This is a genomic window from Pontibacter coccineus, from assembly GCF_030546575.1.
GTDB classification, from domain to species: Bacteria; Bacteroidota; Bacteroidia; order Cytophagales; family Hymenobacteraceae; genus Pontibacter; species Pontibacter coccineus.
In genome coordinates, this window is sequence record NZ_JAUOTN010000001.1 from 719,344 (window position 1) to 732,323 (window position 12,980).

Annotated in this window: 16 protein-coding genes; 6 read left to right on the top strand and 10 right to left on the bottom strand. The window is 50.8% G+C overall.

Translation table 11 applies throughout. The features are described 5' to 3' along the window. Positions 1–39 precede the first annotated feature (39 nt). A complete protein-coding gene (locus Q4E40_RS03315) occupies positions 40–390 on the top strand; it encodes a heavy-metal-associated domain-containing protein (protein ID WP_303410010.1) in 351 nt (116 codons plus the stop codon). Between the two features lie 185 nt (positions 391–575). On the opposite strand, the gene Q4E40_RS03320 is transcribed toward Q4E40_RS03315, so the two are convergent. From Q4E40_RS03320 to Q4E40_RS03365, 10 genes are all read right to left on the bottom strand, one after another. After that, the gene (locus tag Q4E40_RS03320) at positions 576–1,265 is read right to left on the bottom strand and encodes a fatty acid desaturase (protein ID WP_303410012.1); all 690 of its coding nucleotides are present in this window, start codon (positions 1,263–1,265) and stop codon (positions 576–578) included. A 203-nt stretch (positions 1,266–1,468) separates the two neighbouring features. Continuing rightward, entirely contained in the window at positions 1,469–2,320 is an 852-nt protein-coding gene (locus tag Q4E40_RS03325) for a 4-hydroxy-3-methylbut-2-enyl diphosphate reductase (RefSeq protein ID WP_303410013.1), read from the bottom strand. A gap of 6 nt (positions 2,321–2,326) precedes the next feature. Continuing rightward, positions 2,327–3,025: a lycopene cyclase domain-containing protein gene (locus Q4E40_RS03330; RefSeq protein ID WP_303410014.1), complete on the bottom strand. Its 699-nt coding sequence runs from the start codon at positions 3,023–3,025 to the stop codon at positions 2,327–2,329. Positions 3,026–3,030: 5 nt separating this feature from the next. Then, on the bottom strand, positions 3,031–3,567 hold the full coding sequence (locus Q4E40_RS03335) for a hypothetical protein (protein ID WP_303410015.1): 537 nt from the start codon (positions 3,565–3,567) through the stop codon (positions 3,031–3,033). Between the two features lie 4 nt (positions 3,568–3,571). Next, the gene (locus tag Q4E40_RS03340) at positions 3,572–4,405 is read right to left on the bottom strand and encodes a phytoene/squalene synthase family protein (protein WP_303410017.1); all 834 of its coding nucleotides are present in this window, start codon (positions 4,403–4,405) and stop codon (positions 3,572–3,574) included. A 15-nt stretch (positions 4,406–4,420) separates the two neighbouring features. Then, positions 4,421–5,926 carry a phytoene desaturase family protein gene (locus Q4E40_RS03345; RefSeq protein ID WP_303410018.1) on the bottom strand — a complete coding sequence of 502 codons (1,506 nt, stop codon included), beginning with the start codon at positions 5,924–5,926 and terminating at the stop codon, positions 4,421–4,423. 39 nt (positions 5,927–5,965) lie between these two features. Then, a complete protein-coding gene (locus Q4E40_RS03350; RefSeq protein ID WP_303410019.1) occupies positions 5,966–6,475 on the bottom strand; it encodes an RNA polymerase sigma factor in 510 nt (169 codons plus the stop codon). 210 nt (positions 6,476–6,685) lie between these two features. Next, positions 6,686–7,573, bottom strand: coding sequence for a MerR family transcriptional regulator (locus Q4E40_RS03355; protein ID WP_303410020.1), 888 nt, complete (start codon positions 7,571–7,573; stop codon positions 6,686–6,688). Beyond that, positions 7,546–8,055 (bottom strand): sterol desaturase family protein, encoded by a 510-nt coding sequence (locus Q4E40_RS03360; protein ID WP_303410149.1) that lies wholly within the window; start codon positions 8,053–8,055, stop codon positions 7,546–7,548. The genes Q4E40_RS03355 and Q4E40_RS03360 overlap by 28 nt, the downstream gene beginning before the upstream one ends. A 44-nt stretch (positions 8,056–8,099) precedes the next feature. Beyond that, positions 8,100–8,909: an enoyl-CoA hydratase/isomerase family protein gene (locus tag Q4E40_RS03365; protein ID WP_303410021.1), complete on the bottom strand. Its 810-nt coding sequence runs from the start codon at positions 8,907–8,909 to the stop codon at positions 8,100–8,102. Between the two features lie 348 nt (positions 8,910–9,257). Here Q4E40_RS03365 and Q4E40_RS03370 point away from each other — a divergent pair, with 348 nt between their 5' ends. The 5 genes from Q4E40_RS03370 (at position 9,258) to paaD (ending at position 12,967) form a co-directional block, all read left to right on the top strand. Further along, positions 9,258–9,830 carry a TetR/AcrR family transcriptional regulator gene (locus Q4E40_RS03370; RefSeq protein ID WP_303410022.1) on the top strand — a complete coding sequence of 191 codons (573 nt, stop codon included), beginning with the start codon at positions 9,258–9,260 and terminating at the stop codon, positions 9,828–9,830. An 81-nt stretch (positions 9,831–9,911) separates the two neighbouring features. After that, positions 9,912–10,898, top strand: coding sequence for a 1,2-phenylacetyl-CoA epoxidase subunit PaaA (gene paaA / locus Q4E40_RS03375; RefSeq protein WP_303410023.1), 987 nt, complete (start codon positions 9,912–9,914; stop codon positions 10,896–10,898). A gap of 92 nt (positions 10,899–10,990) precedes the next feature. Then, on the top strand, positions 10,991–11,626 hold the full coding sequence (locus Q4E40_RS03380; RefSeq protein ID WP_303410025.1) for a phenylacetic acid degradation b: 636 nt from the start codon (positions 10,991–10,993) through the stop codon (positions 11,624–11,626). Next, positions 11,626–12,381, top strand: a complete 756-nt coding sequence (paaC, locus tag Q4E40_RS03385; protein ID WP_303410027.1) for a 1,2-phenylacetyl-CoA epoxidase subunit PaaC — start codon at positions 11,626–11,628, stop codon at positions 12,379–12,381. The genes Q4E40_RS03380 and paaC overlap by 1 nt, the downstream gene beginning before the upstream one ends. 100 nt (positions 12,382–12,481) lie before the next feature. Continuing rightward, on the top strand, positions 12,482–12,967 hold the full coding sequence (gene paaD, locus Q4E40_RS03390; protein WP_303410029.1) for a 1,2-phenylacetyl-CoA epoxidase subunit PaaD: 486 nt from the start codon (positions 12,482–12,484) through the stop codon (positions 12,965–12,967). Positions 12,968–12,980: the final 13 nt, after the last annotated feature.

Genomic DNA, 12,980 nt, shown 5'->3' on the forward strand with positions numbered 1-12,980 from the left:
ATCATTTAAATAAAATTTCACCAATCAAACAGTTACATCATGAAAACCTTCAGAAACCTTGGATTAGCACTCGTTATGTTCTTCGCCACACTAAGTGTGCAAGCCCAGAACAGCAACGAAAAAACGATTCAGATCAAAACCTCGGCCGTGTGTAACATGTGCAAAAAGAGCCTGGAAAAAACCATGGCCTACGAGAAAGGCGTTAAAAAATCCAATCTGGACGTGGACTCCAAAATGCTCACCGTGTCTTATGACCCGAAAAAAACCAACGAAGACAAGATTCGCAAGGCTGTGAACGACACAGGCTACGACGCCGACGACAAGCCAGCCACCCCGCGTGCCTACAACAAGCTGGACGATTGCTGCCGCAAGGAAGCTGGCGCTCACTAAGCTTTTTCTGAAAAGAGATGGTTCGACAAAGGATGGCTTTACAAATAGCACAAGAATAAGCAAATTGCTTATTCCCAACAAACTGCACCTATTGTCTACTTAAAACATAAAACGGCCTGCCTCTGGAATTCCGGAGGCAGGCCGTTTTTTATACCTGAAAACTTTAAGTCCTTTCTCCAAAGGCACTACCCTTTCGCTTTATACAGCTGCCACCAAGGCAGGTAGGGCTTGTCGTGGTGCTCGTAGTGGTAACCGAAGAAGTAGCAACTCACAAAGGCCCACAGGTGGTTTTTGCCCTGCGTGCCGGACTTGTGGCGGTTATCGGGGGCATGTTCGCCACGGTGCGGCAGGTAGGTGCCGAAGTAAAACAACTGGAAGGTAGCCAATATAGCCGGTACCATCCAGAATAGGACCACATTCTCGAGCGGAAAAAACAGCTGCAGTACGTTGTAAGTTATGGCCATGAGCACGATCTGCCACCAGGTGATATAGTTTTTGAGAAAACTGTAATACCAGGGCCAGAACGAACCGTGGTGGTAGTCTGGGTCCTCCTCGGTCGCTACATGCTTGTGATGCTGGTGGTGTTTCGGTAAGAGTCGCGGGTACCAGTTGTAGGCAAATAGAAAAGCCGTGACAGTGCCGATCAAACGATTCAGCTTCGGCCTCCCGGGAGCCGCTACGCCGTGCATGGCGTCGTGAGCGGTGATGAAGAGACCGGTGTACAAATGTGTTTGCACCAGCAGGAACAGGTATGGCAGCGGCGAAGCAAAGTCTACCGGAAAGCGCAACAGGTATACGAGCAAGCCAAACCAGCACGCCACGATGGTGGCCGCGACTGCTATGCCTCTGTTATCTCGTTTGATCGTCTTCGCCATTGTCTTTTTGACAAAAAATAGTTTGACAACGGATAAAGAAGGAATTTACTACCCATGTCGTGTATGGTTTCTCCAGCCGTCTATCCCGTGCTATACCTATAGTTGCCAAGTTGGGTTTACCTGTACGGTAGAGGTTTTAAGCTTGCCCTATACCTGACTTACTCCCGGCTATACCTTGTTTACGGCAACTTACCTATACCTGCCTATACCGCTTCCCTGAGCAAAATATCGCGCACCTCCTCCATCAGCCACATCGGCGTGGAAGTGGCACCGCAAATCCCTACGGTGTCGCCGTCGGCAAACCACGAAGGCTGCAGTTCTTCTACCTTCGATACAAAGTAAGTGGCCGGATTGGTTTCCTTGCATACCTGGTAGAGGACTTTGCCGTTGCTCGACTTGGTACCTGACACGAAGATAATCTTATCGAATTGCGCGGCAAACTTTCGCAGGTCTTTGTCGCGGTTCGATACCTGCCGGCAGATGGTGTCGTTGGCGTCTACTTCGTAGCCTTTTTGCTCGAGCGTGTCTTTGATGTTGTAGAAGCTGTTGGTGCTTTTGGTGGTCTGGCTGTAGAGGGTGATTTTAGATGGCAACTCGTGCTGCATCAGCTCGTCCAGATTCTCGAACACTACCGCCTTGTTGCTCGTTTGCCCCAATAAACCCATTACCTCAGCGTGCCCGTGCTTTCCGTAGATGAAGATCCGATCATCCTTGTCGTAGGACGTTTTGATCCGGTTCTGCAGCTTCAGCACCACCGGGCAGGACGCGTCAATCAAGGTCAGGTTATTCTGCATGGCCATGTGGTAGGTAGTAGGCGGCTCCCCATGGGCGCGTATCAATACCGCCTCGTCGCGCAGTTCCCGTAGTTGGGCGTGGTCAATGATGCGCAAGCCGCGTTTCTGCAGCCTCTCTACCTCCACGTCGTTGTGCACGATATCACCCAGGCAATAAAGATACCCTTGCTCGTCGAGCAGGTCTTCAGCCATCTGGATGGCATAGACCACGCCGAAGCAAAAGCCTGAGTTAGAATCGATCGTGACTTGAAGGTTCCGCATATACCTTTATACAGCCAAAGGTTGATATTGTTTAACGGCGAAGCGCTGTTTTAAGCCCTCATAAATCGAAATGGTGAGCAACAGCATCAACATGGAGTACATCGAATCCTCCACAGGTATAGACACAATGCGCAAGCCCAGGTTGTGGCTGTTGTTATACCACACGATCGGCAGGTAGGTCAAAACCCCGTTCACCAACAGAAACGGCACCAGGTGCACGATATAGGCCAGGTAGAAACGTCCTAATTTTTGGGTATTGAAATAGTAGTAATGCACGCCCAACATCGCGGCCAGCAGTGTGAAGGTGATAGAAGTATAGAGTTTCTCGAGATGGAAGGCCGCCAGTAGCAAGAGCACAGGTATAAGTAAGAAGGTTACTCCCTTGGCATAAGGCTGCAACAGGTCTTTGGTGATGTAGGCGTTCAGGCATTCATAGATAAACACACAGGCATAGGGCACCGTGATGAAGAAGAGCACCTCCTCCAGCGGCAAATTGAAGATATAGATGCTCACCAGATACTCCGGATTGAAGCCCCATATACCGGCCTGGGTAAAAAGCTCGTCCCAGATCATAAAGAGCGCTGCGTTGACAAGGATAGCCGGCCACAGGTACGGCCAGTTTTTGTAGAAAGCCACTTTCCTGTCGAACGAGAGCAGCAGGGGAAACAGAATGGTGAAAATGTTCAGGTACAGGTATAGCGGCATCGGGTTTAAATCGGTATGCGTTTGATTCTTTGTTTTTCTTGTTCAGTACAGTGGTCTTTCGTCAGCATGAAAGCGCGGATATCGCGGGCCATGTCATTGGAAAGGCCCGATTTAGGGTGACGCTCCAGGCCGGCGATGATCGTGGCTTTGTCGTCTTCCAGGTTTTTGCTCAGGTTGAGATAGCGCGGCACATAATGCTCCACCGTGAAGCGCAAAAACCGAATTTCAGGGTTCGAAGCATTGAGCTGCACCGCCTCTTCAAATATTTCAGAAGACTTCTGCAAATGCTTCATCTTCATGTAAGGGTTCCAGACGTGCTTGGCCATTATTGCCTCTGAAATCGCCTTATAGGCCAGTACCACGGGGTTATTGTCCTCGTAGTCACTCATCAGCTTATGAAAATCGCGGCCGGCCTTGCTGTCTTTGCTGGCCTCCAGAAACTGCACGCGAAGGTCTGACAATTTGTACTTTCTGGAATTGTCGGCCAGCGCCGTAAAACTAAAAAACAGGAAAATGAAAAGTATTTGTAAGCTATTCTTCACGTGGTTAGATGGCGTTTAATTGGTACCTGACATAGGAGCCTAAAAGTAAGGCAAACTTTGTATTATCAGGTACTCTTACGCGCTCATTCAGGATATGGGTTGCTGGCAGTCCTTTGATTTTCCGGAAAAGCTTCTGGTAATAAACGTAGGCCAGGTATACGCCCATACGCGCCGAACGGGGCAAAGCCAGTATGCCGGCGTACGCGTCCTCAAAGTCTTTGGCGATGTCAGCCTCTATCTGCGATTTGCACAGATTGTTGAACGTGCGGATGTCCACAGCCGGAAAATACACCCTGCCCCGGTCCTTAAAGTCACTCTGCATGTCGCGCAGGAAGTTCACTTTCTGGAAGGCAGCTCCCAGGCTGCTGGCCGGTTTCTTCAGCCGCTCAAACTGTTCCGCATCTCCTTCGCAGAAGACCTTCAGACACATCAGTCCTACTACTTCCGCCGAACCATAGATGTACTCTTTATACAAGGCCGGGTCATACACGTGGTCGTCCAGATCCATCGCCATGCTTTTCAGGAAGGCCTCGATGTAGGCGCGGTCGATCTGATACTCGTTCACTACGCACTGAAAAGCATGCAGCACTGGGTTCAGGCTGATGCCCTGCTCAATGGCCTCAAAGGTCTGTTGGCTGAACTGGTCGAGCAATTTGCGTTTGTCGAAGTCATGAAAGGTGTCCACGATCTCGTCGGCGCAACGCACAAAGCCGTAGATGGCATAGATCGGGTCATGGAATTTGCGGTGCAGCGTCTTGATACCAAGCGTAAACGACGTGCTGTACGCCTCGGTAATCAGCTTGCTGCACTTCAGGCAGGTGTCTTTGAATAGATCCATAGTTCTATTGGGGCGTTAATTGCTCACTGGTAATCGCTGACCCGGCGCCAACGCATAATCTTTCGCTACTTCCTTCGCCACCACCTGACCCGAAATCAGGGAAGGCGGTACGCCCGGACCAGGCACCGTTAGCTGACCGGTATAGTAAAGGTTTTTCACTTTCTTGCTTTTGAGGCTTGGTTTGAGCAAGGCGGTTTGCATCAGCGTGTTGGCCAGGCCATAGGCATTGCCATTAAAGGCATTGTAGTCGGACATGAAATCGCGGTGGGCGTAGGTGCGCTTAAACACCACGGCACTGCGCACGTCCTGTTTGGTCAGGTACTCCAGCCGGTCCATGATCAGGTTGTAATAGCGCTCCCGCAATTCCTCTGTATCTTCTAAGTCTGGTGCCACCGGCATCAGCACAAACAGGTTCTCACAGTCATCCGGCGCTACACTGGCATCCGTCACCGACGGTGCTGACACATAGAACAGTGGTTTGGCAGGCCATTTGGGGTCGGTATAGATCTCGTGCGCATGCGGACCAAAGTCTTCGTCGAAGAACAGGTTGTGGTGGCGCAGGTTGCCGAGCTTCTTGCCTATACCCAGGTAGAAGATCAAACAGGAAGGGGCCATCACGCGACTTTCCCAATATTTGTCAGTATAAGTTTGATAGGCCGGAGCCAACAGGTTCTTCTCCACATGATGGTAATCGGCGCTGGCCACCACCACATCGGCCTCAAAAGTACCGGTGGCAGTGCGTATGCGGCGGGCTATACCTTGTTCTACTTCTATCGCCTGCGCATCCTGGTTGTAGAGGAACGAAACGCCTTTCTCTTCCGCCAGCTGCACCATCCCTTCAATGATCTTGTACATGCCCCCCATCGGATACCAGGTTCCGAGACTGATGTCAGCGTAGTTCATTAAACTATAGAGGGCGGGGGTGTTTTGGGGAAGTGCCCCCAGGAACAGCACCGGAAACTCCATCAGCTTGATGATCTTCTCATGTGAGAAAAAGCGGCGGATGTGCGTGTGGATGGACTGAAAAACATCCATGCGGAGCACATCCAGCAACAGGCGCAGGCTCATGAACTCGGTCACCGATCGGCCGGGCTTGTACACCAGCTGGTTTATACCTACCTCATACTTATAGGCGGCCTGTTCCAGAAATTTATCGAGGCGGGCGGCGCTTCCCGGCTCCCATTGTTCAAACAGGGCCTTCAGTTCCCCTAAGGAAGCTGGAAGATCCACAAAATCATCCTCGCCGAACACCACCGTGTAGGATGGGTCAAGGCGAACGAGGTCATAGTAATCGGATACGGTTTTGCCAAACTTGTTGAAGTAAGCCTCAAACACGTCGGGCATCCAGTACCAGCTCGGGCCCATGTCGAAGGTATAGCCATCAGCCCCGAAGCTGCGGGCGCGGCCGCCGGGCGTGGCATTCTTCTCGAGCACCGTCACTTCATACCCTTGATCAGCCAGGCTGGTAGCGGCCGCAAGACCCGAGAAACCGGCACCGATCACGATTACTTTTTTGGACATCATTTAGAAATTTACTAAAAAATCAAGTTTAAGTTGTAGCTAGTCGCCATAAACCTGCAGCATCTTCTTCAATTCCTTGCGGGCGATGTGGATGCGGTTTTTCACCGTGCCGATCGGAATATTCAGTTTTTCAGCGATTTCTAAGTATTTATATCCGATGTAATACATCATAAAAGGCGTGCGGTGCTCTTCATTTAATTTCGCGATGGCCGCCTTTATATCGCTCATGACGAACGCAGCCGTGCCTTTGTTAACCGTCACAAAGCTGTCGTCTGTGTTCAGGTACTGCAGGTACTCCGTGCTGTCGATGTTGCTGCTGCGCTTGGTGATCTTGTTGTAATTGTTGATAAACGTGTTGCGCATGATGGTGTAGAGCCATGCCTTCAGGTTGGTGCCGGCGTGGAACTTCTCGCGGTTTGCCAGCGCCTTGAGAAGTGTTTCCTGCACCAGGTCTTTGGCATCGTCCGCATTGCGGGTAAGGTTCATGGCTACCGGCTTCAACGAACCAGCTGCCAACTGAATATGAGTGGAGAATTCTAATGCCGTCATAATGTTTAACGTTTATTATAAATAACTAAACAATTATACGGCGTTAAGAATTTTAAGTCAAGTTTTGTTTAACATTAATTTTAAATATTTAAACAGAATAAACTATATAGAAAACTTCATTTTAGAACTTTTCCCAACAAAAAAGGTCAAACCTGATGGGGTTTGACCTTTTTTGTTGAACTATCCCTAGCCCGTATACCTGTTTAACTTCTAACTACTTTTTTTCAACACAGCCTCAAAATCGGCAATGCAACTCAGGCGCTTTGCATTTTTGGGGAAGTTGAGCAAACTATGCTGCGCCTGGTAGCCATAGAAATAGATTTGTGCTTCCGGGAATGCGGAGGCCACCCGTTCAATGTATTCCTGCACAAAGTCCCGCTCCGGCACAATCGTCATAACCGTGCAGATAATGGCGGGCTTCAGTTGCTCGTACGTCTTTTTTAGGTCTTCAAAAGGCAGGTTCTGGCCCAGGTAGATCACCTGGTAGTGGTGCGCCCGGATTAAGTAATTCATGAAGAGCAATGCGATCTCGTGCAGTTCGCCTTCCGGCAGGTATAGCAAATAGGTAGGTGTGTCTTCGGTGCGTTTCACCACCTGCCCATCAATCGCCACAATTAGTTTCTGCCGCACCAGGTTACTCACAAAGTGCTCGTGCGCAGGGCTTATGTTATTGGTCTGCCACAAAATGCCAATTTTGTGCAGAAAGGGGTAGAGCACCTTCAGCATGGCATCCTGAAAACCCAGCTGCAGGGTTACGGTGGAAAAGGTCTTGTCGAACCGCTCTTCGTCCATATCGACCATCGCCGTGACCAGGTTGTTGATGTGGTGCGAGAGGGTCGTATTCTCATGCTCAGCCAATTGCTGCACCGTCAGCTTCAGCTGCTCGGGGCTCATCTTGGCTATCTTGGAGATCTTGTACCCTTGTTCGTTGAGAAGCGAAATGTTCAGGAGTGTTTTTAAGTCAGCATCGCTGTAATACCGGATGTTGGTATCGGTGCGCTGGGGACAAAGCACATTATAGCGCTGTTCCCAGATGCGGATCGTGTGAGCCTTGATACCGGACAGGTGCTCTAGCTCTTTGATGGTGTACTGCGCCACGTCTGTTCCCCTTGTTGTCGTTTCTGTAAAATTGAGTATGCGGACCTGAAGTACTTCGGTGCCACCCACAGCATGCCATAAGATTCGGAACCGTCGCGGTCCGTGTGCTTATGATGCACTTTGTGCGCCATGTTTAAGGCTTTGAGGTAAACATTAGACGTATTACCAAAAAGCCTGATGCGCCTGTGGATGAAAACATCGTGTATCAGGAAATAAGCCACGCCATAAAGTGTAATGCCTGCGCCTATCCAGAACCTATAATCAATGGGCTCGCTGCCAAATACAAAGAACAGCATCGCTAGCGTTCCATAATAGGCAAAAAACAGGTCATTCCACTCAAAAGCGTGCTTGTGATGCCTGTGATGGGACTTGTGCAGGAACCACAGAAAACCGTGCAGCACGTACTTGTGCATGACCCAGGCCACGCCCTCCATGGCTACAAAGGTAAGCAACATGATTCCAAGTCCCATCAGCATACTCATCAAACAACAAGTTTAACAAATGGTTTTGAAAGTTTAACAGAAATCTACCAGGTCAGCGCCTGTTTGTTTAAGAACGCATCGATTCCGCGCTGACAGTCCTCGCTGCCACGGGCTACGGCGTTCATCTCGGCGGCATACTGCAGACCATCTTCCAGCGACATCTCCTGCACGCGCGCAATCATCTCTTTGGTGACTTCCATGCTCTGGCGGGAATTCTCCCTGCAGAGCTTCTGGGCGAAGTCGAAGACCTTGCTTTCCAGTTCTTCGGCAGGTACCACGTAGTTCACCAAGCCGTACGTCTGGGCTTCTTCAGCGGAGATCAGGTCGCCGGTCAGCAGGAGCTGCTTGGCGCGGGCCTCCCCTATCTTACGCAACAGAAATACCTTCACGATGGCAGGTATAAAGCCGATCTTCACCTCCGTATAACCGAACTTGGCCTCCGGCACAGTGAAGGTAAAGTCGCAGATGGCGGCCAACCCACAGCCGCCCGCAATGGCGTGGCCATGTACCTGTGCGATCACTACTTTCTTTAAGGTATAGATCTGGCGGAAGAGCTCCATCAGGTGAGTAGAGTCGGCGAGGTTGTCGTGGTAGTCGTACTGCTGCAGGCGCTGCAGGTACTCCAGATCGGCCCCGGCGCAGAACACCTTGCCTTCGGCGCGCAGCACGATCACTTTGCAGGTTTCGTCATCCTCAGCAGCGGCAAAGGCGCGCTTCAGCTCGGTTACCATTTCAGCGTTCAGCGCATTGCGCTTCTCGGATCTGGTCAGGGTGATGTACCCAACACGCTCCTTTACTTCGTAATGCACGAAATCCATGGTTTGCGTGACAGAGGGTTGTGTTGTATCAGTCATGGTTTGTGTCTTCTAAATTTTGGTTTCACTTACCGGCAAGCCGGTTTCAAGTATACGCGAGCAAATCGGTAATGCTCCATTAATATAAGGAAACGTCCGCTATTTTATAGCTTTTAAAGCAATTTCTTCTAGTAAACAGACCGCAAAAAACGATCCAGGGTTACAAAGGCGGCTGCTCCGGAATTAAATCTACAAGAGTTGAGCTTGTGCAGGCGGCAATACAAGCTCCCCTATTCCCCTTCAGCAGACAGTGCACCAGCAACTTCGGAGTAAGTGTACACGTAAAAATAACTTGCTAACGAACGTTAGGTTGTTTACATTTGTTGTTAGCTATATAAGGAGTACACAGTGAGCAGGAAAGAACAGATAGAGCAAACGGCTACGGCCTTATTCAAGACCAGAGGATTTTCGGCTACGTCCATGCGCGATTTGGCCAATGCTCTGGGTATAGAGGCGGCCAGCATTTACTCGCATATCCGTTCCAAAGAAGAGATTCTGCAGCGCGTGTGCTTTCGGATGGCAGAGGAGTTTTTCGGGGCGATTGAGGCTGTGAAAGACGAGGACGCCAATGCTACGGAGCAACTGAAGCACGCTATTTCGGCGCATGTGCAGGTGCTCACCCGCAACACGGAGGCTTCGGCGGTGTTCCTGCAGGAGTGGCGCCATTTGAGCGAGCCTTTTCACACCGAGTTTCTGGCCCTGCGCGACCGGTATGAAAGTTACTTCCGCCAGATCATCCGCCAGGGTATAGCCAACGGCGAGTTTCAGGTGCCGGACGAGAAGTTTGCCGTGCTAACGATACTTTCCGGCCTGAACTGGATCCATACCTGGTACAAGCCGGACGGAAAGATGAAGCCAGCCGAGATTGCAGAGAACCTGTCGGCCATGCTGCTGAACGGATTAAAGACGAACCTTAATTAAACTGACCTATACCTAACCTTAGCCGGACTATCCACCTTAATGGTCCGGCGCTTTTTACTGAACCTTAAATCTGAAAATATTATGTACGGAGGAGGAAACGTTTTTGAAGCTACCAAATTCGACGACCTGCAGACCGAAGATCCTGCAAAGCTGGCCGAATTTGAAGCGCGCATCGCCCGTGGCGAGAAGATCGAGCCAAACGACTGGATGCCGCAATTGTACCGTAAGCAGCTGATTCGCATGATCGAGCAGCATGCACACTCTGAGATCATCGGCGCTCTGCCGGAAGGGACGTGGATCACCCGTGCACCGGGCTTCCGTCGCAAAATGGCTCAGATGGCCAAGGTGCAGGACGAAGTAGGACACGCACAATTATTGTACAGTGCGGCCGAGACGCTGGGCAAAACGCGTGAGCAAATGCTGACCGACCTGATCAATGGCAAGAGCAAGTACTCGAACGTGTTCAACTACCCGGCTTATACCTGGGCTGATTCCAACATCATCTCCTGGTTGATTGACGCAGGCGCGATCGTAAACCAAATGGCCAATGCCAAAGGTTCGTACGGCCCTTACTCAAGGGCTTTGGAGCGTATCTGCGCCGAGGAGGCCTTCCACCTGAAGTACGGTCACGACGCCGTGGTGCATATGGCGACGGGTACACCGAAGCAGCGCGAAATGATTCAGGCTGCCCTGAACCGCTGGTGGCCTCCTATTATGACCTTCTTCGGACCATCGGACAAAATGAGCACGCACACCGAAACCCTGATGCGCTGGAAAGTGAAGATGGCCTCCAACGATGAATGCCGTCAGCAGTTCCTCGACATGTATGTGCCGAAGATCTGGGAGCTTGGCCTGACCGTGCCGGATCCGAACCTGAAAAAGAACATGGAAACCGGCCAGTGGGAATACACCGAGCCGGATTGGGATGAGTTTAAGCGCGTGATCAACGGCGATGGCCCTTGCAACGCCGAGCGCCTGGCTGTACGCCGCACCGCCGAAGAGCGTGGTGCCTGGGTTCGCAGAGCCCTCCTCAACCCAAAAGCAAAGTATGTCCGTCCGTTGGCATAGCCAATGGTAGTTAAAAGTTGAGAGTTAAGAGTTTAAAGTGGATTTACACTGAACTCATATCTCTCAACTCATAACTCTTAACTAAGATAATTATGTCTTTGACATCACTAGACCCAAGAGTAACCCGATTGAACCTGCCGGAAGGCGAGGCGCCAGCCATTGAGCCAAAGCCGGAGCTGGACCAGTTCGAAACGTACGAGGCCTTCCATCAGAAAAAAGAAGGTGCTGCCTATACCTATGTAGGTCCTGTTCACGCGCCCAATGAGGATGTGGCTTTCCTGTTTGCAAAAGAGCAGTATAGCCGCCGATACGCTTGCGTGGGTCTTTGGATTGTAAGAACCGAGCACATCCAGCTAACCCCTTATGTGGGCGACCAGGAAAATGTGTACGACATGCTGCGCATGGAAGAACCAACTGAACGCAGCGCAGAAGCTGAGGCTTACGAAATTTTCCATTTGAAAAAACGCGGCAAAGCCCATACCCATACCGGCCGCGTCATGGCGACTTCTTATCAGGAGGCGCTACAGGAAGCCCGCCAGCAATTCGGCGAAAATGGCCCTATTGTGAACGTTTGGGTAGTGAAGTCAAAGCATGTACTGCAGTCAGCAGAAGAAGACAAGGACTTGTGGGCGACTATACCTGAGAAGAAGTACCGCGAAGCCATCGCCTACAAAGTGATGGATAAAATCACAAAGTATAAAGAAGAAAACAAAACGACTGCCTCCTAATGAACGAGCTCGCGATAAAAGACCTGTTATACAAACTGGCCGACGACCAACTGATACTGGGCCACCGCAACTCTGAGTGGACCGGCTTCGGCCCGATACTCGAAGAAGACATTGCTTTTTCGTCGATGGCGCAGGATAAGATTGGTCATAGCCTGGCCTTCTATACCTTGCTGCAGGAGCTTGGCGAAGCCGATCCGGACACGGTCGCCTTCACCCGCAACGCCAACCAGTTCCACAACAGCCAGCTGGTGGAGCTGCCCAACGGCGAGTATGATTTCAGCCTGATCCGTCACTTCCTGTACGACAATGCCGAGATCATCCGCTTCGAGATGTTGAGCCAGTCGAGCTATGACCCAATTGCGAAGGTAGCCACTAAACTGAAAGGTGAAGTGAAGTACCATGTATTACACGCCAACACCTGGATCAAGAATCTGGGCACTTCTACTGAAGAAGCGATCCTGCGTTTGCAGTCTTCCCTGAACGAAGCTATACCTTACGCCTTAGGCTTGTTCGAGCCATCTAAGTATGAGCAAGAGCTGATTGAGGCCGGCGTATACCCTGGTGAGGAAGCTGTGAAAGCCGAGTGGCTGAAGCGTATTGTGGCGGTGATTGAAAAGACAGACCTGAAATTACCAAGCCTTGCTACGGTTGAGCCAAAACTAGGCGGTCGTTACGGCGAACACACCGAGCACCTGCAGCCGCTTTTAGACGAAATGGCCGAGGTGTTCAAAATTGATCCGACAGCGGAGTGGTAACTTTTAGCGTATCACGACACACGTAGCACGACTTCACTTAGAAGATTGGCAGAAGAGTTCTTGATACTTGCCACGTGCTACCTGATTCGAACCAAACAAAATGGAGTTGACGAAAGAGAACATACTGACCCTGTTGGAAGAGGTGAAAGACCCTGAGATACCGGTATTGTCGCTGGTGGACCTGGGGGTCATCACAGGCGTGGAGATTTCAGATGAAGGCCACGTGACCGTGAACATGACGCCTACCTTTGCCGGTTGCCCTGCCATGGACTACATAAAAAAGGACGTGGAGCGCACGCTGGACAAGTACGGCATCACCGACCATACCGTCATTATGTCTTTCGATCAACCCTGGGACAGTAACAAGCTTTCGGAGAGAGGCCGTCAGCACTTGAAAGAGTTTGGTCTGGCACCACCACCCAAGTATGACCTGATTCTGGACCTCGACATTCTCGAGCATGTGAAATGCCCCTACTGCGACAGCGAAAACACAGATATGCGCACGCCTTTCGGCCCAACCCTTTGCCGCTCGATGCACTACTGCAACGACTGCCGGCAGATGTTTGAGCAATTTAAGCCTTTGTAAGGATCTTGATAAT

Excerpts from the sequence above, each read along its gene's own strand:
- paaD (WP_303410029.1), top strand. The coding sequence starts at position 12,482 with ATGGAGTTGACGAAAGAGAACATACTGACCCTGTTGGAAGAGGTGAAA.
- Q4E40_RS03320 (WP_303410012.1), bottom strand. The coding sequence starts at position 1,265 with ATGGCGAAGACGATCAAACGAGATAACAGAGGCATAGCAGTCGCGGCC.
- Q4E40_RS03360 (WP_303410149.1), bottom strand. The coding sequence starts at position 8,055 with ATGAGTATGCTGATGGGACTTGGAATCATGTTGCTTACCTTTGTAGCC.
- Q4E40_RS03365 (WP_303410021.1), bottom strand. The coding sequence starts at position 8,909 with ATGACTGATACAACACAACCCTCTGTCACGCAAACCATGGATTTCGTG.
- paaA (WP_303410023.1), top strand. The coding sequence starts at position 9,912 with ATGTACGGAGGAGGAAACGTTTTTGAAGCTACCAAATTCGACGACCTG.
- Q4E40_RS03315 (WP_303410010.1), top strand. The coding sequence starts at position 40 with ATGAAAACCTTCAGAAACCTTGGATTAGCACTCGTTATGTTCTTCGCC.
- Q4E40_RS03330 (WP_303410014.1), bottom strand. The coding sequence starts at position 3,025 with ATGCCGCTATACCTGTACCTGAACATTTTCACCATTCTGTTTCCCCTG.
- paaC (WP_303410027.1), top strand. The coding sequence starts at position 11,626 with ATGAACGAGCTCGCGATAAAAGACCTGTTATACAAACTGGCCGACGAC.
- Q4E40_RS03350 (WP_303410019.1), bottom strand. The coding sequence starts at position 6,475 with ATGACGGCATTAGAATTCTCCACTCATATTCAGTTGGCAGCTGGTTCG.
- Q4E40_RS03345 (WP_303410018.1), bottom strand. The coding sequence starts at position 5,926 with ATGTCCAAAAAAGTAATCGTGATCGGTGCCGGTTTCTCGGGTCTTGCG.
- Q4E40_RS03380 (WP_303410025.1), top strand. The coding sequence starts at position 10,991 with ATGTCTTTGACATCACTAGACCCAAGAGTAACCCGATTGAACCTGCCG.
- Q4E40_RS03340 (WP_303410017.1), bottom strand. The coding sequence starts at position 4,405 with ATGGATCTATTCAAAGACACCTGCCTGAAGTGCAGCAAGCTGATTACC.
- Q4E40_RS03325 (WP_303410013.1), bottom strand. The coding sequence starts at position 2,320 with ATGCGGAACCTTCAAGTCACGATCGATTCTAACTCAGGCTTTTGCTTC.